The sequence below is a fragment of the Colidextribacter sp. OB.20 genome (genome assembly GCF_009911595.1).
Taxonomy (GTDB): Bacteria; Bacillota; Clostridia; order Oscillospirales; family Oscillospiraceae; genus Lawsonibacter.
In genome coordinates this window covers 32364-58093 of record NZ_QWKG01000007.1, presented here as the reverse complement: position 1 = coordinate 58093, position 25730 = coordinate 32364, and the positions used below count along the sequence as shown (strand labels likewise).

The 25730-nt window shown below is 57.5% G+C and carries 22 protein-coding genes and 1 pseudogene; 6 read left to right on the top strand and 17 right to left on the bottom strand.

Going from position 1 to position 25730, the window contains the following annotated elements; translation table 11 throughout:
- Positions 1 to 448: 448 nt before the first annotated feature.
- The 14 genes and pseudogenes from D1641_RS19380 to D1641_RS02795 form a co-directional block, all read right to left on the bottom strand.
- A complete protein-coding gene (locus D1641_RS19380; protein WP_347707373.1) occupies positions 449 to 706 on the bottom strand; it encodes an NAD(P)-dependent oxidoreductase in 258 nt (85 codons plus the stop codon).
- Positions 707 to 944: 238 nt separating this feature from the next.
- Entirely contained in the window at positions 945 to 1169 is a 225-nt protein-coding gene (locus D1641_RS02855) for a hypothetical protein (protein ID WP_160662888.1), read from the bottom strand.
- The gene (locus tag D1641_RS02850; RefSeq protein ID WP_160662887.1) at positions 1166 to 2263 is read right to left on the bottom strand and encodes a hypothetical protein; all 1098 of its coding nucleotides are present in this window, start codon (positions 2261 to 2263) and stop codon (positions 1166 to 1168) included. The genes D1641_RS02855 and D1641_RS02850 overlap by 4 nt, the downstream gene beginning before the upstream one ends.
- Positions 2264 to 2321: 58 nt before the next feature.
- The gene (locus D1641_RS02845; RefSeq protein ID WP_160662886.1) at positions 2322 to 3077 is read right to left on the bottom strand and encodes a GntR family transcriptional regulator; all 756 of its coding nucleotides are present in this window, start codon (positions 3075 to 3077) and stop codon (positions 2322 to 2324) included.
- Between the two features lie 24 nt (positions 3078 to 3101).
- Positions 3102 to 4637 carry a xylulokinase gene (xylB, locus tag D1641_RS02840; protein WP_160662885.1) on the bottom strand — a complete coding sequence of 512 codons (1536 nt, stop codon included), beginning with the start codon at positions 4635 to 4637 and terminating at the stop codon, positions 3102 to 3104.
- Between the two features lie 20 nt (positions 4638 to 4657).
- On the bottom strand, positions 4658 to 5290 hold the full coding sequence (eda, locus tag D1641_RS02835) for a bifunctional 4-hydroxy-2-oxoglutarate aldolase/2-dehydro-3-deoxy-phosphogluconate aldolase (RefSeq protein ID WP_160662884.1): 633 nt from the start codon (positions 5288 to 5290) through the stop codon (positions 4658 to 4660).
- Positions 5291 to 5303: 13 nt separating this feature from the next.
- On the bottom strand, positions 5304 to 5894 hold the full coding sequence (locus tag D1641_RS02830; RefSeq protein WP_160662883.1) for a glucose-6-phosphate isomerase: 591 nt from the start codon (positions 5892 to 5894) through the stop codon (positions 5304 to 5306).
- Between the two features lie 12 nt (positions 5895 to 5906).
- Positions 5907 to 6842 (bottom strand): shikimate dehydrogenase, encoded by a 936-nt coding sequence (locus D1641_RS02825; protein WP_160662882.1) that lies wholly within the window; start codon positions 6840 to 6842, stop codon positions 5907 to 5909.
- A gap of 85 nt (positions 6843 to 6927) precedes the next feature.
- The gene (locus D1641_RS02820; RefSeq protein WP_347707376.1) at positions 6928 to 7878 is read right to left on the bottom strand and encodes a phosphoglycerate dehydrogenase; all 951 of its coding nucleotides are present in this window, start codon (positions 7876 to 7878) and stop codon (positions 6928 to 6930) included.
- 28 nt (positions 7879 to 7906) lie between these two features.
- The gene (locus tag D1641_RS02815; RefSeq protein ID WP_160662880.1) at positions 7907 to 8872 is read right to left on the bottom strand and encodes an ABC transporter permease; all 966 of its coding nucleotides are present in this window, start codon (positions 8870 to 8872) and stop codon (positions 7907 to 7909) included.
- Positions 8873 to 8878: 6 nt separating this feature from the next.
- Positions 8879 to 9853 carry an ABC transporter permease gene (locus D1641_RS02810; RefSeq protein ID WP_160662879.1) on the bottom strand — a complete coding sequence of 325 codons (975 nt, stop codon included), beginning with the start codon at positions 9851 to 9853 and terminating at the stop codon, positions 8879 to 8881.
- 12 nt (positions 9854 to 9865) lie between these two features.
- Positions 9866 to 10663: an ATP-binding cassette domain-containing protein gene (locus tag D1641_RS19375; protein ID WP_243149240.1), complete on the bottom strand. Its 798-nt coding sequence runs from the start codon at positions 10661 to 10663 to the stop codon at positions 9866 to 9868.
- Positions 10664 to 10924: 261 nt separating this feature from the next.
- Positions 10925 to 11379: pseudogene (locus D1641_RS19370) on the bottom strand (ATP-binding cassette domain-containing protein); the annotation flags it as partial.
- A 100-nt stretch (positions 11380 to 11479) separates the two neighbouring features.
- Complete coding sequence (locus tag D1641_RS02795; RefSeq protein WP_160662876.1) at positions 11480 to 12553, bottom strand: substrate-binding domain-containing protein; 1074 nt, start codon at positions 12551 to 12553, stop codon at positions 11480 to 11482.
- Positions 12554 to 12804: 251 nt separating this feature from the next.
- Here D1641_RS02795 and D1641_RS02790 point away from each other — a divergent pair, with 251 nt between their 5' ends.
- From D1641_RS02790 to D1641_RS02765, 6 genes are all read left to right on the top strand, one after another.
- Positions 12805 to 13854 (top strand): zinc-binding dehydrogenase, encoded by a 1050-nt coding sequence (locus tag D1641_RS02790; RefSeq protein WP_160662875.1) that lies wholly within the window; start codon positions 12805 to 12807, stop codon positions 13852 to 13854.
- 55 nt (positions 13855 to 13909) lie between these two features.
- Complete coding sequence (locus D1641_RS02785) at positions 13910 to 15217, top strand: SMP-30/gluconolactonase/LRE family protein (RefSeq protein ID WP_347707372.1); 1308 nt, start codon at positions 13910 to 13912, stop codon at positions 15215 to 15217.
- Between the two features lie 333 nt (positions 15218 to 15550).
- Positions 15551 to 16585 (top strand): ABC transporter substrate-binding protein, encoded by a 1035-nt coding sequence (locus D1641_RS02780; RefSeq protein WP_160662874.1) that lies wholly within the window; start codon positions 15551 to 15553, stop codon positions 16583 to 16585.
- A 116-nt stretch (positions 16586 to 16701) separates the two neighbouring features.
- Positions 16702 to 18186: a sugar ABC transporter ATP-binding protein gene (locus D1641_RS02775; protein WP_160662926.1), complete on the top strand. Its 1485-nt coding sequence runs from the start codon at positions 16702 to 16704 to the stop codon at positions 18184 to 18186.
- The gene (locus tag D1641_RS02770; protein WP_160662873.1) at positions 18183 to 20051 is read left to right on the top strand and encodes a helix-turn-helix domain-containing protein; all 1869 of its coding nucleotides are present in this window, start codon (positions 18183 to 18185) and stop codon (positions 20049 to 20051) included. Before D1641_RS02775 ends, D1641_RS02770 begins: the two co-directional genes overlap by 4 nt.
- Entirely contained in the window at positions 20048 to 21883 is a 1836-nt protein-coding gene (locus D1641_RS02765) for a substrate-binding domain-containing protein (protein ID WP_160662872.1), read from the top strand. The genes D1641_RS02770 and D1641_RS02765 overlap by 4 nt, the downstream gene beginning before the upstream one ends.
- A gap of 571 nt (positions 21884 to 22454) precedes the next feature.
- Here the strand turns inward: D1641_RS02765 and D1641_RS02760 are convergent.
- Genes D1641_RS02760 through D1641_RS02750 form a run of 3 tightly spaced genes read right to left on the bottom strand, consistent with a single transcriptional unit; the run spans position 22455 to position 25593 of the window.
- Positions 22455 to 24284: an S-layer homology domain-containing protein gene (locus tag D1641_RS02760; RefSeq protein WP_160662871.1), complete on the bottom strand. Its 1830-nt coding sequence runs from the start codon at positions 24282 to 24284 to the stop codon at positions 22455 to 22457.
- Positions 24281 to 24775 (bottom strand): glycosyl hydrolase, encoded by a 495-nt coding sequence (locus tag D1641_RS02755; protein ID WP_160662870.1) that lies wholly within the window; start codon positions 24773 to 24775, stop codon positions 24281 to 24283. The genes D1641_RS02760 and D1641_RS02755 overlap by 4 nt, the downstream gene beginning before the upstream one ends.
- A complete protein-coding gene (locus D1641_RS02750) occupies positions 24772 to 25593 on the bottom strand; it encodes a hypothetical protein (protein ID WP_160662869.1) in 822 nt (273 codons plus the stop codon). Before D1641_RS02750 ends, D1641_RS02755 begins: the two co-directional genes overlap by 4 nt.
- Positions 25594 to 25730: the final 137 nt, after the last annotated feature.

The following is a 25730-nucleotide window of genomic DNA, read 5'->3' as shown; positions in this document are numbered from 1 at the left end:
ATTAGTGTGCCCGCGGCTTCCTTACCGTGCGGCACAGGTCTGTGTTGCGCCGTTTTCCGGTATCCGGCCGGACTGCCGGATCGCGGCGCTGTACTATATTTCAACCGGTAGCGACCCGGATGAAACCGAAACGCTTCAAGTGTTGTCCCTGCGGACAAGCTCTATACAGCCTAGCTGCGGTCTATAGCCGTTTCAATATCATATATCGGCAGACATTTTTAATACTTTAGCCTTAGAATACAAAAATTTTGAATGCTGCAAACTGTTTGAGCAGCACCGTCTTTCTGTTCCACAGTAAAACGGACAGCTCAAAAACAATTTAAAGAAAGAGCTGGAAATCAAATTCTTCTCCCATCATCTTCAAGAAATCGTTAGGCCTTGTTTGAAAAATAAATGTTGAACATAGGACACATATATCCCTCCCGATTTCTTTTCTTGGTATCTCTGGCTATTTGCGCAAAAATTCCTGATTCACAATATGCGCCGGTTTTTTCCCTGCCGCGAAGTCCTGAATATCCCGGACCAGCATGGGCATGATCACGTCGCCGATATCCGCCGTCCCGCCGCCGATGTGGGGGGTGACGATGATATTGGACTCGGTGAGCAGCGGGTCGCCGGCGGGGAGGGGCTCCCGCTCCACGCCGTCCAGCCCGGCCCCGGCCAGCTTGCCGGAGCGCACTGCCCGGACCAGAGCCTCGTCGTCCACCAGACCGCCCCCCAGCAGAGGATCATCCTCAGATTGGGGTTGCGCGCGATCACTTCCCTGGGCACCTTAAAGATCCGCAGGATCATAATTTCCGCGTCGGTCATGGCGTCGTAGGCCTCTTGGGTATCCACCACTGTCAGGGTGAACTGCTCCTCGGGCAGCATAGCCCGGAGCTTCTCAAAGGTCCCGGCGGGGTACTGGCCCGCCAGCACAACGTTTACCATCAGAGCTTCCTCCTTTACTTCAAAGCGGCGGCGGTTTTGGCAATCAGCTCGTCGGACGGAGCCTTCTGATCCACGGCGGACACCTCGACGATCAGGCGGTAGAGGTTCACTTGATGCTCCTGGGCGGCGGCCCTGAATTTCTTCAAAAAGCTGGAGTGGCATCCGGACAGGCCCAGATTGTTGTGGCAAAATTGAAGGTCCGGCCTTAAAGGCTGGCCCTCCAACATGAGATGATTCATAATATTTGCGGGTTTAAACTGCCGTTATTGAATAGACATTCGAATCTTGACCCCCTGATTTCTGGAATTAGAATACAGGGAATACAATTGACATCCAGAGAACTGTAACTACTATACAAAGAAGGAATGGGAGCGGGATAAGCACGCATTGAAAAGCATTCTGATGGATTTTTGTTAAATATACTTCGCATAATTGCTTTGGAAATTCCATTGTGTAAGCAGTAATCCAGAAAGGTATTCAAGATATAGCACAGCCCTACCTGCCCGCCGTAGTGGAGCAGTCTGGCTCGGGTTACATCCAGGGACATGAGCAGCTGTGACTGGAAACCGGCATCCAGCAGCGCACGGACAATTTCAATTTCGCAGGCATTGCTGTGATACTTCTCCCGGGCTACAGTGTCGTATTCCATTGTAATTCCCCGCTGGCAGAGGGCTATATGGACAGAGAGGTCCGGGACGGTGCGGTCCATATGGCAGAAAATCACGCGGTGCAGATCAACGTCCAACTTTTCCAGAAAATCGGCCAGCTCTGTCACGTTGGAGCCGGCCTCCGTGTGGACCATAAGGGGAGCTCCGGTAGCCTTCTGAGCCTGTGCTACCGCGGAGAACAGGCGCTGATAGCGCGGGGTCAGCCCCTCCCGGTCCAGTGCGGTTTTGATCTGTCCGGCTTGAATACTGGTCTGCTGGTCAGGCTCCTGATCGTCGCAGGGCGCGAACATCCCGCCCGTCAGCTCCTGAACATATAATTCCGCAAGCTGCTCTTCCTTCCAGCGAAAGATCCAATGATTTTCCGGGTAGAAGATCAGCTTATGAAAACCAGTTGACGCAATGATATTTACTCTGCTCTGGCGGGAAATCGTCTGCAAAAATTCCGGGTCCCGCCCGCAGCCGACAGGCTGGGCATCCACAACGGCCCGCCCGCCGGCGTGGTAGTAGTCGGTCAATTCCTGACTGCTGGCTTGGAGATCATCAATCCGCAGGGCCGGATTGCACCGGGCGGACTGCCCCTCCAGTATGCAAAGGTGCTCATGGCTTTGGCAGAATCCTAAATCTTTAGCATCTATCGGTCCGGTGACCGTCTGTATTTTTTTCATATTCCACCTCTTGAAAAAGCCCCGGCCACCCTGATGGAGATGGCCGGGGGCTTCGATTTTAGCGATAGATCTCAACTGTAAATTTTGTCATATCCCCTCGGTAGCGTGCGATAGAATACTCCACAGGTTGAGCAGAACCTGCTTCGTAAGATATGGTGCGTACAAGAGAGAGCGCTTTGTTAGGTGCGATGTTAAGTAGCGCGGCCTCATTTTTTCGAGCATTAACTGCCTCGATTTCGCGCTGTGCACGGTCTACCCTTACATGGTAGGTTTCTTCCAACACCTGGTATAGGGAATGGATGGTAAAGTTGATATCCAATAGGCCGGGAAACCGATCATAAGACAGGTAGGTGTCCAGATAAACTGTATTCACATCGTCAGCCGACCGCAGCCGGCTGAGGTGAATCAGCGGCACATCGAAGGGCAGGTTCAGCTTCTCGTTAAATTCCGGCGTCCCCGGCAGCTGTTCCAGAGCCAGCACAACAGTTTTCGGGACCTTTCCCTTGTCCAGCATCTCCTGGTTGAAGCTCTCCAGCTTGCTGAGGAATTGATCCTTCACCTTGGGGGCGGCCACAAAGGTGCCTTTTGCCTTATAGCGGATCAAAAATCCTTCCTCCACCAGCTCCCGAAAGGCCTGACGGATGGTGGGGCGGCTTACCTGAAGCACGTCACACAGGTCGTTTTCCGGCGGCAGCATATCCCCGGGCAGAAGCTTACCCTGCTCGATCAGCTCCAATATCTGCTTTTTCAGCTGATAGTAGAGAGGAATTGGAATATTTCGATCCAATACAATGCGGCTTAACCCACAGTCCATAATATCGTTCCCCGATCTTTGGATTCACCCCACAGGCGAACGAGCTGCCATTGCCGCATACAGCGGTTTCAAACAGTCATATGCCCTTCGGAAGTGGCGATAAGTACAATGATAGAGCTGCGACAATTCCGGATTTGGTTGAATGACCCGCTGTGTCTGAGTAAATGTCTCCGCTGCCGTGAAATCGGGATAGGCGCCAATGCCAACTCCGCCGCAGATTGCGGCCCCCATTGAGGTAGCTTCTTCCAGATAGCCGGGCACATAGAGGGGCTTTTGCCAGATATCGGCCAGGATCTGGAGCCAGAGCGCCCCCTTTGTCCCGCCGCCGATCATTGTAACTGCCTCTATTGTATCGTAATTTTCCAAAATGTCCAGAATGTTTTTTAAATTATAGCCGACCCCCTCTAATACGGCCCGGGTCATATCCCCCTTTGTTGTGGAAATTCCCATTCCGATGAAGGCGCCCTTGGCGTTGTGGTCCCACAGCGGGGATCGCTCCCCCAGCAGATAGGGCAGGAACAGGACCCCGTTGGCCCCAGGTGCGGAGTTGGCTGCCCCCTGATTGAGCAGCTCATAGGCGCTGACGCCCTGCTCCCTGGCGGCGGCCATCTCCTCGCCGCCCAGGGTGTTCCGGAACCAGGCGTAGGAATACCCTGCCGCCTGCATGGTGCCGCAGGGGGTATAGAGGTTTTCATCCAGATGGATCCAGTTGAAGGTGCGCATCTCCGGGTCGAAGTAGGGGTGCTCCGCCGCCATAGAGATCCAGGAGGAGGAGCCAACCACATTGTAGGCCTTCCCGGGGCGGACCACCCCCGCACCCACACAGGCGCATGACCCGTCGCCGCCGCCCAGGACAACGGGAGTTCCCTCCAGCAGGCCGCACTCCTGCGCGGCCCGGCTGGTGACGCCGCCCACCACATAGGTGGAGGGGTGGAGCTCGGGCAGCAGGTCCGGACGGATATCAAATGCCTCCAGCAGCTCCTGAGACCACTTTTTCCCCTCCAGGTCCAGCAGGTTGGTCCCGGAGGCGTCCGAGTAGTCGGTGACAAACTGCCCGGTCAGCTTAAACACGAGATAGTCCTTGGCGTGAAGCATTTTGTATGCCCGCCGGTACAGCTCGGGCTGGTTGTCCTTGACCCACAGCAGCTTAGCGGCAGAGTAGGAGGCGCTGAGCCGGTGGCCGGTGATTTGGTAGCCCTGCTCCATATCCACCCGCTCCAGCATGTGCTTCTCCTGCTCCGCGCTGCGGGTATCCGCCCAGATCAGCATGTTGCGCAGGGGCTCACCGGCTTCATCCACCAGCAGACAGCCCATCATCTGGGCGCTGAAGCTGATGCAGGCGATCTGACCCGGCTCGGTCCCGGTCTGTTCAAGCAGCGCCCTGGTGGAGGTGCATACCGCCTGCCACCAGTCCTTCGCGTCCTGCTCTACCCAGCCGTCATGGGGGTAATAGGTCGGATACTCCGCCACCATGCTCCCGGCCAGCTTACCGTCCAGGCCGTAGAGGGTGGCCTTGTTTCCGCTGGTGCCCACATCATGGGCCAAAATATACTGCGCCATGATCTGACAGCTCCTTTCTGTTATGCCCGGTGGTCCTGGACGATCTTCTGCGACTGGAGGCACACCTGGGTGATCGCCTCCCAGTTTTCCGTCTGGATCGCCTTCTTCTCGCACAGCCAGCCGCCACCGATGGCAAAGACCGCCGGGGTGACAAACTGGTCCAGATTTTCCAGGCCGACGCCGCCGGTGGGGACAAACTGCATGTCCTGGAAGGGGCCGGCAAGGGCCTTGATGGCCTTTATGCCGCCGTAGACGCTGGCCGGGAAGAACTTCACCACCCGCAGCCCCGCGTTTCGGGCGGCGGTGATCTCCGTGGGGGTCACGCATCCGGGCAGGACGTCGACCTTGTGGTCCTGGCACCAGGAGACAATTTCCGGGTCGCAGCCCGGAGAGACGACGAATTTTGCTCCCCGGCCCACAGCCGATCTGCACTGCTCCAGAGAGAGAACCGTCCCCGCCCCTACCAGTATGTCGGGGCAGCTCTTGGCCACATTTTCAATGGCGTCCAGCCCGGCGCCAGTGCGCAGGGTGATCTCCATCACATCTACGCCGCCCCGCAGCAGAGCCTTGGCGGTGTCAACCGCCTTCCTCGCGTCCTCCATCACCACCACAGGGACCAGATAGGTTTTGTGGACCCGTTCCACCACAGTCATAACGCTCTCCTCCTTATTTTTTCCACTTGGGATTGTCAATGATCTTCGGTCTGCCATCTTCACCTTCCACGATCAGCTTGCGGTAGCCCTTGGTTTCAATGGTCCCGTAGTCGTGGCCGGCGTCGCCCCGGAAAGCAAAGAATGTGATTAAAGGGGTGTCGCCGGTGTTGACACTGCGATGGGCATATCTCTTGGGTACATAAACCGCCTTCCCCGGCTCCAGCTGATGGGCGACCACGTCCCCCTCCGGACTTTCGGTGAGCATATATCCCTGGCCGGAGAGGGTATAGTACACCTCGCCGGTGTCCAGAATGGTGTGGAAATGTCCCTTGGTCATGAAATATTCCTTCCCCACCTTACCCGGGTAGCAGATGGAGGTGCCGAAGGCTAAGTCACCGGGGTGCTCCGGGGTGCCCAGCTCGTAAAACTCATAGACAAGGGGATCACCGCCCTCCACAAGGGCACGGGCGGCCTCTCCATCGGCATACATATCCTGCATCTGAGAGAGCCTGCGCTTTGTGGATTCCGCACCCTTGGACAGGCCGTCCAGGGCAGAAAAATCCAGTGTAAAGCCTCTCTGCCAGTCAAATTTGTTCTGCGGCATAAATTTTCCTCCTCACGCCTGTTTGGCAATTTCGCTTAACCGCTCCAGGTCCGTTTTGTCCAGCTGAATATGGAAGACCTCCTCGATCACCTGGGTCCAGCCGTGGATGAAGTAGGTCCAGCCGTCCTCCACATGGAGCCGCTTCTCTGCGGCCTGGGCCTCGGCCTGTTCCTTAAACAGCAGATTGCCCCGGTAGTTGATTTCCCAGACCAGGCTGTCCTCGGGGTAACAGACAGCGTCTGTGGTGGGGGAGCCAGGGGCATCCTTTCCCAGGCCGGTGGCGTTGATGACCAGAGAGTGGGGCGGCAGGGCGGACACCAGCGCGTCGTTGTCCGCCGGCGTGGGCGACAGCAGGTAACGCAGCTCCGTCTGTCCGCCACACCCGGCCAGCACCTCCTTCGCCGAGTCAAGCCGGGGCTGGCTCCGGTTGGCGATGGTGATGCGGCGGGGGATATTGCCTGTAAATTTTTCCTGGGTAAAGTACATGGTCATAGCCAGGCTGCTTCCGCCGGCTCCCATAATCAGCACCTCGCCGCCGTGGTCCTTCCAGAAGCTTTGGGGAACAAATGCCTCCAGAGCCAGTCCGCTGGAGATGGGGTCCTTGGCGTGGGCGCAGAATTTTTCGTCTGCCTTGGACAGGGAGGAGACCTCCTCCAGCTGTTGGGCAAATGGGTCAATATAGTCAAACATATCCTTGCAGGCGTGGAACAGGTCCAGCTTATGAGTGGTGACCAATGCACCCAGGGAAAGCGGGTCATTTTTCAAAAACCCGGTTACCTGGCGATACATCTCAGCCGGGGCATGGAGGGGAAGGTCGATCCCCTTCATAACCGCATCCAGTCCCAGTGCCTCCGCCCACCTGGGGAACACGCGCATAATGGAGGACTGGCCGGTGGTCACGCCGATGAAATAAAAGGTAGGGGCCTTTGCGGGTTCTAAGGTAAACATCACTGCATTCCTCGCAATTCTCAATCAATTTTATATGACATAGTGGAGAGTAAGGCTTATTGTCATAACATTTGTTGCTATAAAATCAGCCGACCTTGAGGGCGTGGGGGCAGGGCTCTCCCTTCAGGACCTGAATCAGGTTCTCAACGCTCATTTTCGCCATAGCCGCCGTGGCCTCACGGGTGTGGGAGCCCGTGTGAGGGGTGCAGATCACATTGTCCAGCTCAAACAAGGGAGAGGCAGTGGGGGGCTCCTGCTCGTATGCGTCCAGGCCCAGGCCGCCCAGGTGACCGGATTTCAGCAGCTCATAGGCCGCAGCTTCGTCAATCAGGCCGCCCCGGGCGCTGTTGATCAGGATAGTCCCCGGCTTCATCCGCTCCATGACCTCGCGGCTGATGATGTGGCGGGTCTCGTCATTCAAGGGCAGGTGGAGACTGATGATATCGCAGTTCTCCACCACCTGATTGAAGGAAGCGGGCTGGATATCGTGCTGGAGGGCGTATTCCTCGTTGAGGAAGGGGTCGTAGGCCATCACCCGCATGTCAAAGCCCTGGCCCCGCTTGGCCACGGATTTGCCGATAGCGCCGAGACCGAGAATGCCCAGAGTCTTGCCATAGAGCTCTATTCCGGTGGAGCGGACCCACTGGCCGTCACGAGTTTTTTCGTCCAGCATGGGCAGCCTTCTGGCGGCAGAGAGCATCAGTCCCAGGGCGAGGTCAGCCACGGCCTGGGCGTTGGCCCCCGGCGTGTTGCAGACCGTGATATCATATTGGGCAGCCGCTTTCAAATCAACCCGATCCACCCCCGCCCCGTAGCGGGAGATTACCTTCAGCCGGTCGCAGGCTCGGATTACCTTTTCCGTCACAAAATCCAGTCCGGCGATATAGCCGTCGCAGCCCTGGAGGAGGGGGATCAGCTCGTCCTCGGTGAGGGGCCGGCCCACAGGGTTATAGACAACCTCATCCGCAAACTGCTGGAGCTGTTGGAGGGCCGGCGTAGGATTGTCCGGCTTGAACGAGGTGGCAGTTACAAGCACCTTCAAAATTGCTCATCCTTTCGAGAAGCTATATTTTCCCCTGTTCCCGCATCTTTTTCAGGTTGGACCAGCCGTCCAATACGATAACGGCGATCAAAATCAGCCCAACGATGATGTTCTGGAACTGGGGCTTTAATTTGAGCAGGGTAAACATGTTGGTCATGAGGGACATAAAGGTTACACCCAGCACGGCGCCCAGGGCGGAGCCCTTGCCGCCGGCGAAGCTGCCGCCGCCCACCACGCAGGCGATCATACAGGTCATGTGGATGTTCTCGCCCAGATACTGGGTTGGGCTCTCGATCCGGGCCACCGCCAGAACGCCGGCCAGGGCGGCAAGCAGTCCGGTGACGGTGTAGGCCAGCAGGACCACTCTGCGGTTGTTGAAGCCCATGAGCTTGGCCGCTTCCCGGTTTCCTCCCACAAAGTAGAGGCTGCGCCCGGTGGGGGTGCTGTGCAGGAAGTACCAGAAACCGGCCAGGAGCAGGAGCATCACCCAGGTCATCCAGTACAACCCCAGGAATTTCCCGCTGCCCAGAGCTACAAAGCTGTCGGAGAACCGCCCCATGCCCCGGACGCCGTCCCACAGGGTCATGGCCAGGCCGTAGCCCATGTACTGGGTGCTGATGGTGGCAATCAGCGCGTTGATCCCAACCACAGAGACCAGAAAGCCGTTGAGCAGTCCCATTGCCACACCAGCCAGCAGAACCAGCAGGACGATGGCGGGGATGGGCAGGCCCATCATGGTGAACTTGGCGGACAGGATACCGGCCAGAAGCATGGTAGAGCTGATGGACAGGTCGAAATAGCCCAGAATCAGAAGAAACATCATACCGAAGGCCATAATGGCCGTGGGGGCGATATTGGCCTGTAGGGAGTCCAGGTTTCCCCGGGACCAGAACACGCCGCCGGCCACGGTCAGCAATAGCACCAGGGCAGCGCAGAGGGCGGCGGAGATGAACTCATTTTTCTTGATAATACGGTTGACCGCTTCCATTTTCACTCACCCCTTCTTTCTATTAAAGCGCAGGTCCAGATAGATCGCCGCCACCAGGATGGTGCCTACCACGATCTGCTGGATGTAGGAGTCGATGTTGTAGGCAGTCATGCCGTTTTGGAGCAGGAAGATGAAGAACACGCCCAGCATGGAGCGCACGATGCTGCCCCGGCCGCCGAAGATACTGGCCCCGCCGATCACCGCCGCAGTAATGATGCTGATCTCCAGATTGGCTCCCACCGTCACATCCGGCCGGGCCAGGCGGGCGGTCATCAGACAGCCGCCGAAGGCGGATACCGCCGCAGAGAGGCCGAAGCACAGGATCTTTACCCGCCCGGCCTTCAGGCCGTAGAGGATGGTGGTGTCCATGTTGTGCCCGATGTAGTACAGCTGCTTGAAGTGCCAGGATTTGTTGAGGAGTATCTCCATGATAATGGCGATCACCAGCATGAGCCAGATACTCCATCGGATGCTCAGGAAATCCACCGAGACGAAGTTTCGGGCCTCTGAGGGGAGCTGCCGCCCGCCGAACTTGTTGACCATCATCCAGTTGAAGCCCTTTACCGCCATCATCACCCCGATGGTGACCATCATGGAGTTGAGCCGGAACTGGACCACCAGAAAGCCGGCGCACAGGCCGATTGCCAGAGCCAACAACATGGCAAGCACCATGGCAGCTCCCACCGGCAGGCGGTAGGTGAAGACGAAGTATCCCATCATGGCGCCGCCAAAGCCGAACAGAGAGCCTACAGACATATCCAGCTCGCCCATGATAATCAGAAGCGTAAAGCCTATGGCCGCGAAAAAGTTGAAGGAGACACCGTAGAGGATGGAGTGGATGTTATTGAAGTTGAAGAAATTGCTCCGGGTGAGGGACAGGAAGATAAACAGTGCTGCTGAGATATAGATGATGATCCAGCTGCCAAAATCGAACTTCTTTTTCTCGTTTGTGGACAATGTGCGTCCGGTTCCTTCTGCCATGGTCATCACCTCCTATTCATTTTCATCCACTGCGGCATAGCGCATGATGGTCTGTTCGGAAAACTCGCTGCTGGGTACCTCGCCAACAATGGAATTGCTGCGCATCACCAGGATGCGGTCGCACAGCTTCATCAGCTCGGGCATCTCAGAACTGAACACAATGATACCCACGCCATTGGCGGCCAGGTCCAGTAAAAAGCTGTGTATTTCTGCCTTGGCGCCCACGTCGATCCCTCGGGTGGGCTCGTTGACAATGACGATCTCCGGTTCCGGGGCCAGACAGGCGGAGAGCATCACCTTCTGCTGATTGCCGCCGGATAGGTTTCGGGGCCGGGTGGTCAGGGAGGGCAGGGCGATGGAGAATTTCTGGATAAACTCGGTGGAAATCTGCTGGAGCTGCTTGAAATTGATCATCCCGCCCTTGCCGGAGACCTTTTTCAGAATGGGAAGGGAGACATTGTCCGTGACCGGCATGTCCAGAAGCAGACCTGCCATTTTCCGGTTGTTGTTCAGGTACATGACCTTGCGGTCGGTCATAGCCCTGGGGGTCAGGGGTTTGACAACCCGGTCCTTGACCAGAACCTCGCCGCCCTCTCTCCGCTCCAGGCCATACATCATACGGGATAGCTTGACAACACCGGAGCCCTCCAGGCCGAAGACGCCTACAACCTCCCCCCTGTACAGCGTCAGGTCCGCAGGGTTGAGGGAGTTCTTTTTTTGCAGCCCCTTTACCTCCAGAAGGGCCTCCTCCTGGCGGTGCCCGCTCTGCTTGATGCTGTAGAGGCTGTCGCTCAGGTCCCGGCCCACCATGTTGTTGATCAGGTCGGCCTCGGTCAGCTCCGGGCCGTTGTCCAGGGTGGTGACGTACTGACCGTCCCGCATGATGGTGACCCGGTCGGAAATCTGCATGATCTCATTGAGACGGTGGGAAATATAGAGGATGGTAAGCCCCTCTGACTTCAAACGGCGCAGGATGCCCATCAGCAGCTCCGCCTCGCTGTCGTTCAGCCCGGAGGTGGGCTCATCCAGGATCAGGACCTTGGGGTGGGCCGCGATGCAGCGGAGGATCTCCACCATTTGCTGCCCGCCCAGGGTGACTGAGGCCATGGGGGCGGAGGGGCGGATGGTTTTCAGCCCGAACAGGTTCAACTGCTCCTGCGTTTTCTCGTTAAGCCTTTTCCGGTCCAGAAAGCCGTTCTTTTTCTCCTTGAAGTCCGGATACACGTTTTCCGCTACCGTCATATTTTCAAAGACCGCCAATTCCTGATGGACCATCCGGATGCCCATCTCGTGGGCGCTTGACGGGGTATAGGTTTTCACTGTCTGGCCGTCCAGGGTGATCGAGCCGGAGTCCGGTTTTTCCTCCCCTTAATAATTTTCACAAGGGTGCTCTTTCCGGCTCCGTTTTCGCCGAGAATGGTATGTATCTCGCCCTTGCGGACGGAAAAAGTGACGGAGGAAAGGGCCTTTACCACGCCGTAGGTCTTTGTAATGCCGCTTATGCTTAAAAATTCCTTCACAGACATAAAGCTAACTTCACTCTCCTTTCCTGTGCGGTATTTATGCTGTTTTTACAGAGAGGGAAACCACGTGGCGTGGTTTCCCTCTCCAAATGGTACAGGGGACTTAGCCGTACAGCGGGGTGTCGTAGCTGTCCATCTTGCTGTGGTCGAAGTTGTCCACGTTGTCCTTGTTGATGACCACGTTGCCGGTGAACATGTGCAGGGGGAAGGGGCTGACGTCGGAACCGGCGTTGTCGCTGGTGATGGGCACATCCAGGAAGCCGTGGTTGGTGACGCTCTCCAGGAATCCCACCGCCATGTAGCACATGGCCGCGGTCCGGTTGGTCAGGGAGGCCTGCACATAGCCCTTGCGGATGTAGTCCAGCATGGCGTCCTCACGGTCGGCGCAGATGACGGTGATGGAGCCGGGCTCCATGCTCAGCTCCTCCATAGCAGTGCCGATGGCGGCGCCGCAGGCGGAGTCCAGACCCACAAAAGCGGTGGCCTCGGGGTGGTTGGTCAGCAGGTCCTTGGCCGCCTGGAGGGAGGGCTCGGCGGCGCACTCGCCGTCCATATCGCCCACGATCTCCCAGCCGGTATCCGCCAGCACCTCTTTCAGGCCGATGAACTTCTCGTCGATATTGGTGGAGCCCCAGTTGCCCATGACCAGCAGCTTGCCGGAATTGCCGGCGAACTTGATCAGCTCCTGGGCGGTCTCACGCCCGGCGTCCACGTTGTCCAGGCCGATGTACAGGTTGCCCTCGTTGCCGCTGTGGGCCTCCACCAGAACGGTGGGGATGCCTGCGGCCATGGCCTTCTCGATGCCGGGGTTCATGCCGGCGTCCCAGGCGGCGGTGATGATCCCGTCGGGCTTCATGGCCACGGCCTGCTCCAGAGCGGCGTTGGCGGTCTGGGAGTTCCAGTCGTCGGCGCCCATGGGGACGATCTTGCAGTTATACTTGTCGGCCGCATACTTCAGGCCCAGGATCATGTCATAGGAGTAGGACTGGCCCAGGCCGGCCGCCACATAGTAGTAGGTCTTCTGCTCGGTGGAGCTTCCGCCCGCGTTGGAGGAGGGGTTGCCGCCGGAGCTGTTATTGCCGCCGGGTGTCTGCCCCCCGGCGCAGCCTGCCAGCGCGGCGCCCATCATGACCAGTGCCAGGGAAGCTGCAATCAGTCTCTTCAGAGTTTTTTTCATTACTGTGATCCTCCTTTTATTTGTGTTGGTTTGTCTTGTTGTAATGTAATTACATTAAGACTAACACGGCGAAAGTATAGCACCGAGATATTTAAAATGTCAAGAGCTATTTTATAATTTCTAAAAATATGGCAAAATGACGATTTCAATTTTGATATTGACAAAAAATGAATTGGGTGATATGCTTATCCGTAGGAATATTTTTAATATCATTAAGTAATTACATTATGATTCTTAGGAGGGGTAAAACGATGAAAACACTGATTGTAGATGCCCAAGGCGCTCTTGCGTTCGCAGAGGTCCCGGCCCCCCAGTGCGGCCCCTATCAGGCGCTGGTCAAAACCGTCTCCTGCGGGATTTGCAACGGCACCGATATGAAGCTGATTCACGGTCAGTTCAAGGGCTACGACTATGCCCACGACTATCCCATGATGCTGGGACATGAGGCGGTGGGCCGGGTGGTGTCCGTGGGGGAGAAGGTTTGCGGCTATAAGGAGGGCGACTATGTGCTGCTCCCCTTCACCGATCCCGCCGGCGGGTTCCACTCCGCCTGGGGGGCGTACAGCGAGTACGGCGTGGTCAATGACGTCAAGGCCCTGGTCCGGGACGGGCTGGCCCCCAACAGCGCCCTGTTTCCCGAGTGCGCCTGGGCCCAGACGGTGCTTCCTCCGGAGATCGACCCGGTGGATGCGGCCATGATCATCACCCTGCGGGAGGTGCTCAGCTCCATCAAGACCTTCGGCATCCAGGCCAACCAGAGCGTGGCCCTTTTCGGCTGCGGGCCGGTGGGCACCACCTTTATCAAGTTTATGAGCCTGCTGGGCGTCCACCCCATTATCGCCTTTGACATTGACGAGGAGAAGATGGCCGTGGCCCGGGAAAACGGCGCGGACTATGCGTTTAACAGCAAGACGGAGGACGTGTGCGCCGTGGTACGGGAGATCTGCCCCGAGGGTGTGGACTATGTGCTGGACGCTGTAGGGATGCTATCCCTCATCAACCAGGGGATGGAGCTGATTAAAAACCGGGGTAAGATCTGCTGCTACGGCATCTCCCCCAAGTGCCAGATGGAGTTGGACTGGAGCAAGGCACCCTATAACTGGAACCTGTGCTTCCAGCAGTTCCCCTCCAAGCAGGAGGAGGGAGAGGCACACAATCAAATTCTGGCCTGGCTGCGTGCCGGCGCGATCCGACTGAAGGACTTTATCTCCGACTATGTGGCTTTTTCCGATGTGATTGAGGCTTTTGATAAGGTCCAGCGCCGGGAGATTGCGCTGAAATGCATTGTACGCTACGAGTAATTGGAACCCTGCGCCGCGGGGCGGCGTAAAAATATTTCTACAGGGAGGTCCTATTATGTTCAAGAAAACCCTTTCCCTCGCGCTGGGGCTGGCTTTGTCAGTCGGAATGCTGATCCCCGCCATGGCGGCGGAGCCGGACACTGTGGTGCCGCAGGAGCTTCAAATTTCCAAGCTCTACATGGTACTGCCCGACTGGATCTCTACCCCGGATGGCATGACCATCGACAAGGCCGGCAACCTGATCCTGGCCTGCCCCAACTTCGGCGACCAGACTCAGCCTGGCTGCATCGCCCGGATCACCCCCAGTGGGAAGATCAGCAAGTGGTTCGATGTACCTGTCAATGCCAACTCCGGCGTGGCTCGGCCCATGGGCGTTGAGTTTGGCCCCGACGGCAGCCTGTTTATCGTGGACAACCAGGGCTGGACCGGCAATCCCGAGTCTGTGAACCAGGGCCGCATCCTGAAGGTAAGCTTTGACGCCAGCGGCAATATCGCCTCCACCACCGAGGTGGCTGTGGGCATGGAGCACCCCAACGGCATCAAAATCAAGGGAAGCTATGCTTATGTTACCCAGAGCAGCATGACTCCGGTGAAGGACCCCTCTGGCAAGCTGGTCAGCGCCGTCTACCGCTTCCCCCTGGACGCCAAGAATATCCAGGTAACCAACACCCTGGAGGACCTCAATATTCTGGCCACCTTTGTGACGCAGAACCCCGCCTGCCAGTACGGTCTGGACGGCCTGGTGTTTGACAAGGCCGGCAATCTGTACGTCGGCAACTTCGGCGACGGCGCGATCTCCAAGATCACCTTCAACGCGGACGGCTCCATCGCCTCCAACAAAATCTGGGCCCAGGACAGCGACAACCTGGCCACCACCGACGGCATGTGCATTGACAGTGCCGGCAACATCTTTGTAGCCGACTTCAACCGCAACGCCATCGCCAAGGTCACTCCCGACGGGAAGATTTCCCGCATCGCCCAGAGCCCCGACTCCACCGGCGCGAAGGGTGAGCTGGACCAGCCTGGCGAACCCATTGTGTGGAACAATATGCTGCTGGTCTCCTGCTTCGACATGGTGACGGACGACGGCAAGATCAACTCCGCCCACGATGCCCCCCAGACTCTGGCCTGGCTGCCTTTGAATACGGAAGCTCCTTCTAAGAACACCAATACGGACCCCGTGGTCACGCCTGCTCCCGCTGGCACTTATACCGTAAAATCCGGCGACTGTCTGTGGAATATCGCTGCCCGTGAGCTGGGCTCTGGTAAGCGTTGGAGCGAGATCTATGAGTTGAACAAGGCCGTTGTGAAAAACCCCAATCGGATTTATACCGGACAGGTCCTGACTCTGCCGGTAAAATAAGATTACCTATACCATCTTCACAGGGCAAAATGCACAGCAAAAACATCTAAATACTCTCAAGGACCGGTTTTCTATCCTGATTGGATGCCGGTCCTTTAGATTTATGGTTCATTTTAGTATAATTGACATTAGGCTGAAAATCTTTATACAAAATTGGACAGAATTTGCGCTTTTTTGCCGGTGATGTGTGACTGCCGCCGGCCAGCCGGTCTCAGTACAAAAAATCGTAAAGTCCGGTTACTTTTCTCTAAAGATATTTTCTTTACCTCCATGTATGATAGAGTTGCAAGGGGACAATCCCCGGCGGAAAACAGATACATGGAGGGAAATAAAATGAAAAAAGTCTTTGCCATGCTGCTGGCTGCGGCCATGAGCCTGTCCCTGGCCGCCTGCGGAGGCCAGCCCGCAAATAATCCGAATCCTCCCGCAAATTCCGGAGGGAGCAGCTCCAGCACCCAGACCCCCACCCCGCCTCCTGCCGACAATAAGCCCGGCAACGACAAGCTGGTCGTCGGCTTTGCCCAGATCGGCCAGGAGTCCGGCTGGCGCGACGCCGAGACCAACGACATCCAGTGGTATGCCAGCCGCAACATCGACACCATCGAGCTCCACTTCGCCGACGCCCAGCAGAAGCAGGAGAACCAGATCAAAGCCATCCGCAGCTTCATCGAGATGGGCGTGGACGTGATCGCCTTCCCGCCCGTGGTGGAGACCGGCTGGGAGGCCGTCCTCACTGAGTGCCAGGAGGCCGGTATCCCCGTCATCCTGGTGGACCGGGGCATCGACGCCAACACCGACGACAGCCTGTACACCACCATGATCGCCTCCGACCACGTGTGGGCCGGTGAGCAGGCCGCCATCGCCATGAACGATCTGCTGGGCGGCAGCGGCGTGGTGGTGGAGCTGGAGGGCACCGTGGGCGCCTCCGCCGCGGTCCAGCGCAAGCAGGGCTTTGATGAGTACATGGCCAAAAACTGTTCCAGCATCGAGATCGTCGCCTCTCAGACCGGCGACTTCACCCGGGCCCAGGGCAAGGAGGTTATGGAGTCCTTCCTAAAGACCTATAACAAGATCGACGGCGTGTTCTGCCACAACGACGACATGGCTCTGGGCGCCATCGAGGCCATCAAGGAGGCCGGCCTCAAGCCCGGTGAGGACATCAAGATCGTGGGCGTGGACGGCGTGAAGGGGGCCTTTGAGGCCATACTGGCCGGCGAGATGAACTGCACCGTGGAGTGCACCCCCATCCTGGCCAACCAAATCTTCGACACTGCCGCCAAACTGAAGGCTGGCGAGTCGGTGGAGAAGTGGGTCATGTCCGCCGACGAGGTGTACACCGCCGACGTGGTCGCGGGCCGGGCCTACTGAGCCGAACAGATACAACTGAATTAAAATTCAGGCCTCCGGTCCGAGCCGATTTTCGGCCGGTCCGGAGGCTGTTTGCGTAAGGAGGTATCCCTTTGGCTCAGAATGATCTGCTTGTCATGGAGCACGTCAATAAACGCTTCCCCGGGGTGGTGGCCCTGAACGACGTACAGTTCCGCCTGCGCGCCGGCGAGATCCACGCCCTGCTGGGGGAGAACGGCACGGGAAAGTCCACGCTGATCAAGGTGCTCACCGGCGTGGAGCATATGGACGGCGGCACGGTGGTGATGGACGGAAAGCCCATCTCCGTCAAATCTCCCCTGGAGGCCCAGAAGCAGGGCATCAGCACCGTCTATCAGGAGGTCAACCTCTGTCCCCACCTGACGGTGGCGGAGAATATCTACGCCGGGCGGGAGCCCGTCAAATTGGGCAGAATCGACTGGAGGACTGTCAACCAGAAATCCCGGGAGCTTCTCAGGCAGTTTGACCTGGACATAGACGTAACCGCCAAGCTGGACAACTACTCGGTGGCCGTCCAACAGATGATCGCCATCGCCCGGGCGGTAGACGTTCAGGCCAAGATTCTGATTCTGGACGAGCCCACCTCCAGCCTGTCCGCCGCCGAGGTGGAGAAGCTGTTTCAGATCATGAAGATGCTGAAAGCCCGGGGGCTGGGCATCATCTTTGTCACCCACTTCCTGGACCAGGTCTACGCGGTCACCGACCGGATCACCGTTCTCCGCAACGGGGAGTATGTTGGCACCTACAACACCGCAGAGCTGCCCACGGTGGAGCTGATCGGCAAGATGATCGGCAAGGAGTACGCGGCCCTGGAGGGTACACCCCCCGCCGCCGCCCAGGACAGCGACGCGGAGGAGTTCCTCCGCCTGGAGGACGCCGGGACCAGTCACATCGACCATGTGTCCTTCCGCCTTCGGAAGGGAGAGGTCAGCGGCTTCTCCGGCCTGCTTGGCTCGGGCCGCAGCGAGATTGCCCGGCTGCTCTTCGGCGCGGACCGGCACACCTCGGGAAAATTTTTCATCGAGGGCAGGGAGTGTACGGTGAAGGACCCCCTGGAGGCCATCCGCCACAACGTCGCCTTCTGCTCCGAGAATCGGAAGGCGGAGGGCATCATCGGCGATCTGACCATCCGGGAGAATATCATCATCGCCCTCCAGGCCAAGCGGGGGCTGGGCAGGGTCATCAGCTACAGCGAGGCCCAGCAGATTGCCGACCACTTCATCGAGGAGCTGTCCATCAAGACGCCCTCCGCCGACCAGCAGATTAGAAATCTGTCCGGCGGCAACCAGCAGAAGGTACTGTTGGCCCGGTGGCTGGCTACCGACCCGGACCTGCTCATCCTGGACGAGCCCACCCGGGGCATCGACATCGGGGCCAAGGCGGAGATCCAGAAGGTGGTCATGGAGCTGGCCCGGAAGGGCATGAGCTGTGTATTCATCTCCTCTGAGATGGAGGAGATGCTCCGCTGCTGCAGCCGGATGTACGTCCTGCGGGACAAGGAGATCGTGGACGAGCTCACCGGCGACGCCATCAACGAGCACCACATCATGCAGATCATCGCGGGAGAGGGGGCGGCGGTATGAAAAAGCTCAAGGACCGGATGGAGTTCCGCCCTCTGCTGTCGCTGATCGTCATCTTGCTCATCTGCGGCATCCTCTCCGGGGGCAGCTTCTTCTCTTTGCAGATCGTGGACGGCCACCTGTACGGCCGCCTCATTGACATCCTGAGCAACGGCAGCCGGTACATGGTGCTGGCCATCGGCATGACTATGGTGCTGGCCACCGGCGGCACCGATATCTCGGTGGGCTCCGTCATGGCTATCTCCGGGGCGCTGGCCTGCTCCATCGTGGATATGCGCATCCTCCCCGCCCTGGGCGGGAGCACCCTGGCGGCGGTGGCGATTGCCCTGGGGGCTGGGGCTCTGTGCGGGGCCTGGAACGGCTTCCTGGTGGCGAAGCTGAAGGTTCAGCCTATTGTAGCTACCATGATCCTCATGACGGCGGGCCGGGGCATCGCCCAGCTCATTGCCGACGGAAAGATCGTGACCATCACCTCCGACTCCTACTACTACATCAGTGGCGGCTATATCCTGGGTCTGCCCTTCCCCCTGTACATCGCCGCCTTTATGCTTATCGCCGCCCTGATGATGACCAAAAAGACCGCCTTCGGCCTGGCGGTGGAGGCCATCGGCGTCAACGCCGACTCCGCCCGGCTGGCCGGCATCAAGGTGGAGCGCAACACCTGGCTGATCTACGTCTTCTGCGGCTTCTGCGCGGCCATCGCCGGCCTGATTGAGTCCGCCGGCATCAAGGGGGCCGACTGCAACAACTGCGGCCTGATGATCGAGATGGACGGCATCCTGGCGGTGGCTATCGGCGGGACCTCCCTGTCCGGCGGCCGGTTCAGCCTGATTGCCAGCATCATCGGCGCGCTGGTGGTTCAGACCATCACCACCATGATCCTGGCCTTCGGCGTGCCCCCCGACGACTTCGCCTTTGTACAGAAGGCCCTCCAGATGGGGGTCTTTGACTACCTGCTCAAGCCCATCATGGAGGAGCCCTTTTTCAAGGTGCTGGACAAGGCGGTTTCCCGTTTAGACAGCCGGGAGAGGTCCCGGAAATATATGGACTGGCTCACCGGGCAGATGGAACAGAACCGTCCGTCCATGGTCAACGACTTTTTCCGCAGCTGGCTGCGAAACGGCATGGATCAGCTGGAGATCGAGGATCGGATGGAGTATCTGCACATCGAAATCCCGACCCCCTACTGGGTCACCATCCTCCATCTGCGCAGTGACCCGGACCAGGAGGCCAGCCTCACCGACTGGAACATGGAACTGCTCCTCTACGGCTGTGACAACATCGCCCGGGAGGTCTTTGCCCCCTTCTGCCCCATCCTCACCTTCCGGACAGAGGGGGACGCCTTCGCCATCGTTTCCCCGGTGCTGTCCCAGGGGGAGTGGGAGGAGCTGTCCCAAAAGCTGACCGGACCCATCGAGTCCTATCTGCGGGTAAAGGCGGAGCTGGTCCGCCACCAGGGGGACAGCCTGACCGGGTTCCCGGAGGTGGTGGAGCGGGCACTGGCAGAGTACAACGCCCAGCGGAAATATTCTGAGGTTGTGACGAGCGTTCTGAGCATGATCGAGCGGCAATGGGGAAACAGCGAGTTTTCTTTGCAGTCGGCGGCGGATCAGCTGTATGTCACCCCCCAGTATCTCAGCCGCATCTTTCACCGGGAGACGGGGGATACCTTCGGCACCTATCTCACCGGGAAGCGGATTAAGGAGGCCATACGCCTGCTGCAAAATCAGAACCTGAAAATGTACGAGATTGCCCAGAGGACCGGGTACAGCTCCCAGCACTATTTCAGCAGCGCATTCAAGCGGGCGCTGGGCATCTCCCCGGCGGAGTACCGGAAAAATATTCTGGAACAGGAGGGGGCGAAATGAGGCGTTTCAAGAGGGCGTTTACAGGACTGCTCTGCCTGGCGCTGCTGGCGGTCCTCCTGCCCGGCTGCTCCACGCGAAAGACCAGCGTGGAGTGCGTCATCGGCGTCTCCCTGGCCAATCTGCGGGAGCAGTGGCGGCTGGTGCTCAAGGACGAGCTGGAGGCGGAGGCGGAAAAATACGACGGCGTCCGCCTGGTGATGACGGACGCCGCCGGCGACAGTGAGAAACAGGAGGCGGACGTAGAGCGGCTGATGAGCTACGACATCGACCTGCTCATCATCTCCCCTACCGACGTGGAGGCGCTGACTCCGGTAATCAGCAAAACCTATGAGAAAATTCCGGTCATCGTGCTGGACCGGGCGGTGGAGGGGTATGACTACTCCCTGTTCATCGGCCCGGACAACAATCTCATCGGCCGTCAGGCGGGGAAGGCCGTGCTGGAGCTACTGGGGGAGGACGGGGGCTCCGACGCCTCTGTTCTGGAGATGAAGAACGACTCCTTTGCCAGCGAGAGCCGCAGTGCAGAGTTTGTCAAGACAGTGTCGGAGGCGGAGGTTCCCACCCGCTCCATCGACCTGCCTGAGGCCACCCGGGACTGCGCCGAGGACACGCTGTTATCCGATCCGGAGCTGCTGGAGGGTGTGGATGTGATCTTCGCTCACAACGACTATATGGCCTATGGCGCCCACCTGGCCCTGGAGGAGCTGGGTGTCAACGGTATCCGGATTGTGGGGCTGGACGGCTTTTCCGGGGAAAACGGCGGCCTGCAGCTGGTGGAGCAGGGGGTGATCGACGCCACCGTTACCTGTCCTACGGGAGGGACGGAGGCCATCCGATATGCGGTGGATATCATCAACCAGGTCAGCGGCATCCCCAAGCAGATTATTCTGCGCAGCCACCAGATCAGACCGGACAACGTGGCGGACTATCAGAGAGAGACACCGCTTACAGAAAAACCGGCTGTCATCCGGGTGGGCTACGCCCAGATCGGCGAGGAGAGCCACAGGCGGGAGGCATGTACGGAGTCTATCCGGCAGGCGGCCAAGGACTTTGACGTCGACCTGACTATGGAGTTCACCCAGCCCCTGGTGGAGGAGCAGACCAGGCTGGTGCAGAGGTTTATCCATCAGGACATGGATGTGATTGTGATCTCCCCCGTTGTGGCGGAGGGCTGGCTGCCCGTGCTGGAGGAGGCCCGGGCAGCCGGTATCCCCATCCTTCTGGTGGACCGCATGGTGGACGAAGAGGAGGGGATGTACACCTCCTTCATTGGTGCGGATTTTGAGGAGGAGGGCCGCCGCTGCGCCCGGTGGCTGCTCGATGAGCTGCCGGAGCAAACTATTCGTGTTTTGGAGCTGCGCGGGACGGAAGGCTCCTCCCCGGCCCAGAGTCGAAAAAATGGGTTTGAAGAGGTCATCGACGGCAGCTCCCGGTGCAGAATTGTCCACTCGGCCTGCGGCAACTTTACCAGAGAGGGCGGCCGCCTGGCGGTGCAGGAGTATCTGGAGCACCGCGGCTGGGACATTGACGCCATATTTGCTCACAACGACGACATGGCTTTGGGCACACTGGAGTACCTGGCAGAACAGGGGATTCAGCCCGGGACTGATGTGAAGATCATGTCCATTGACGGAACCTCGGACGCCCTGGACGCGCTCCAGTCGGGAAGGGTGAACTGCGTGGTGGAGTGCAACCCCCTCCTGGGCCCACAGCTGATGAAGGCCATCACCGATTTGATGCAGGGGAAGGAGCTGCCCCTCCGTATTATTACGGATGAGAGCGTCTTTACAAAGGATACGCCCCGCTCGCAATTTCAAAATCGGAAATATTAGGGCTTGTTTGAAAAATCAATATTGCATAAATTGCGGGGAACCCAGTTGCATTCATGCTGTCTGCAGAGCCCCTCTCTGTACCCGTTTCACAAGCTCCAAAGCAAACACAGATTTTGCGCTTTGCTTTGCTCACTATGAAAAATGCTGGTCAGGCGTAATGCGAATCAGTACCTCAAAATCTATCGGTATAGGTTTCTGTATGGGTTTCCTGCCGGACAGCTTTCCCTCCAGGCAAAAGTAAAAACCCGGCATTCCTTGTAGGACAGCGGGTTTAAGTGGAGCTGCTTCCCAGTTTTGAACTGGGGACCTCATCCTTGCTAATTCTTCCCAACCCACTTTTTCTTGTTGTTTTCTGTTTTGTTTTAGCGCCGGGAAGCGTTGCGGCACAATGTTCCCCGGTGTTTTTTGTTGTGTCTTTCTACCCTTTACACTGCGCTTTTGTATGGTTTTTCCCATGCCCGGGTTTTGTATGGGTTTTTATTTCGCTATGCCTATCCTGAGCAATATAAAATTTGAGAAGGCCGGGCAAAAGCCCGGCCTTCCATTTCATTGTATACTAATCTACAGTATTTCACAACTCAGTGTATCCAAACTTACATTCAGCGAAAAACCTAAACATGTCCAGGGCCATGATCAGCGCTTGCTCACGGGTAGTACTGCCTTGGGGCTCAAAACGATTTTCCCCTACGCCTGTGATAATACCTTTATCAGACATAAAGGCCACGGCGTTCAGAGCCCAATCGGAGACGTCAGTGTCATCCGCAAAGGATATAACACCGGCCGCAGGAATCTGTCCATTCAGCTTTACATACACAGAAGTCAGCATCATAGCGGTCTGTTCCCGTGTCACCAAATCGTCAGGAGCAAATTTTCCATTTCCGATTCCATGAACGATATCCATTTTATACGCTTTTAGGACGTCAGGTTCTGTGGTGTCTGTAAACGGGTTCTCTCCAACTTCGACTGTTTGGCTGCTCATAGTCTCGTAAAGACGGACAGCCACAGCCGCAAACTCTGCCCGGGTAATCCTTTTGGTAAGATCTTTGCCCGCCAGAATATCGGGGACCAATGTATTGTCCTCGGCGGCGTTTACCTGCTCCAACGCCCAACCGCTTACGACACTGCCTCCTTTTGTCTGAGCGGTATTGGACACATCCTCAAAGGAAACGCTTTGCGTATCAGTTTTGATAGCGGTAATGTTGTCATACCAGAGCGTACCAGTCACACCATTATTTTGGAAAAACTGGTTTTCTACCGCGTTGACCCACAGACCAAAACTGCTGACCTTGGCGCAGTCCGCTGTCAATCCTCCTTTTGGATTGCCGGCAGTGTCCCGCTGACCAAACTCAGTGAAGGGAATCGTCACCAGAGTAGGCTTGCCTGCCCGGGCGTTGTATGCGTCATACAGGTTAAGATATGTTTCATAGCAGGTGTCATTGGCCTGAATCTGGATTACAACCTTCTGCTGTTTTCCATCAGGGATGGTCCAGAACCGCAGGGCGTTGCAGTCCGACCAGTCCACATCCTTGGTGATGGTAGCGCCAGCGTAGCCGCCGGCGGTCTCAGTGTAGGTAAACTTCATGGCATAGCCATCCTGGGCTGTCTCCTGATCCAACGCAACGGTCAGATCGTTTCCAGAACCTTTGTTCATCGCCCAGGAAGCGGTCAGCATGGAGTCCACGCCATAGTAGGACTCAAAATCATCTACCATATAGGGGTCCGGTTCTTTTTCCGGAATGTTGAACAGGACCGTAAGCTCCGCTAATTGCTCAGTCCCGCTCAAAAGGGTAATCTTGCCGTTCGCCGTCTCGCCCAACTGCGTCAAAACATCTTCGGTCAGCTGGGCTGAGACACTCTGACCCGCGGCCTTGGTATCCAGCTTGATTTCAACAGTCCCATTGGATACAGCAATCACCGGCCTGGTCACACCCCTGCTTACCCGGGCGCTGATCGTGACCGCGTCCAGAATGCGGGTGCCGCCGTTGGGTGCGGTGAAGTATCCGGTATTCCCCCAACCGGCCAGCTTGGGCGCTTTCGGGGCGGTACTTCCAGTGAGGGTATTCTTTTGATCCACCGCGAAGATGCTCTTTTCGTTGTTGTAGAACCGGATGAAGGGGTCCATCAGCTCATGCCCATGGAGGGCACCCGCCTCACTCCGGGAAGCCGCATAGGGCGCATAGTAATTATTCCGGGAGTCGTAATTGCTCCAGACCATGTAGTAGGCGCAATGATACTCAGTCCTGGTGATGATATCCAAAATCTCTGTAAACCACTCGGGCCGTTCATTCCCGGTCTTTTTCATGGCACTGTTGGTGATGCCGGTCTCCGTTACAGCAAAGAGCTTGTTGTGCTCCTTGGCAAACTGGTCCGTGAGCTTGACAGCAGCCTCAAAGTTCTTCATAAACATATAGTTCTGGTCGCTGGACGCCTTGTCGTCATAGGTATCGAAGCTACCATATCCACAAAGGCGTCGCCAGGGTATCTCTCGCCATACTCCGCAAGTGTAGCGGCCTCAGAGCCCGGGCCATAGACATAGAGCAGATTGTGAACACCCTTTTCGTCCCTCAGATACTCCACTGTATAACGGAAGACGCTTTTATAAGTCTCCGCGTCGCAGAACGCTTTACCCCACCAGAACCAGCTTCCGGTGTTCTCATGGAAGGGCCGGAACAAAATCGGGCCGTCTACCTGTTGGGCATACTCCGCAATGAGGTCCAGAAAAGCGGTAAACTGAGGATTGAACTTGCCGCCGGGCAGGATCTGGTTCATGCAGTCCCCGTTTAGATTGTAAGAATCGGCGATGGAATAGTCATAGCGGTCGTAGCTTTTGGGCGCGGAGAGGTCTTTCTCTTGAGCAGAGGCAAAGTTGGGCATATGGCAGGAGATGGTCATGATGTCCCCTCTTTAATGGCCTCATTGGACAGCAGCGCGGCCGCCTTGATGTCGCCCTCCACCGTCTTGGGAAGCTGATTTTCCCCGGGATGGCGCTGGTTATATTTCGCGGCAAACCCGCTGAACAGGCCGCCGCAGTCAAAGCCATTGATCGCGGCCAGAGAGCCGGTCAGGTCCTTTGTGTCGGAGATGGACAGGTCCGAGGCCCCCGCTTTGAGTACAGTGTCCTCCATGTGTCCATACAGGGCGCCGTTGGACTCGCCTACTGCCTTTAGATACTGATACAGCGCCACAGCGGAGGCATCTGCCTTTGAATCGGCCAGCTGAATTTCCCTGGCGTAGGTATGACTTTTTCCGTTTACCGTCAGAGCGGAATCGCTGCCGGTAAGTTTGGTATCAGTCGCCGCTTTCAGTGTTGCGTCTACATACACATCCGCCCCGGCCGCAGAGGAAAAACGGATATTGTCCATCCATATGTCTCCGGCATAGTCCGTATTGACGCCAATCAGACATAAGGTAATTCCATTGATCGTGCCGCGGGCATTTTCACAGGACAGTTCCACAGGCAGCTTTTTCAGCGTGTTATCCGCCGCCTCGGCGAGGCTCAGGTCAAGGCCGGTATCAGGGACGTTCAGCACATCGCTGTTGACAGCTATTTTAAAGCCGCCTTTGGTCATGCTGTCCTCATCATAGTAAAAGTCAAAGGCGACCCGGTTGACATCCTCCAAATTAATCCCGTCATCACTCCAGCAGGAAATGGCCATCTTACTGTAGCCCTGATCCGCGTCGGCCCGATAGTCCACTGTTGCTTTCACCATGCCGCCTTCTTGAGCGACTGAGGACCTTGAGGCGCTGGAATAGTTGTATTCCCAGCCCTCTCCGTAATACCAGCTTCTTTTTTCCTCCAGGCCCGACAGGTCGGTGTCAGCAGGCGCCGCTGCCAGTATGGGCGGCA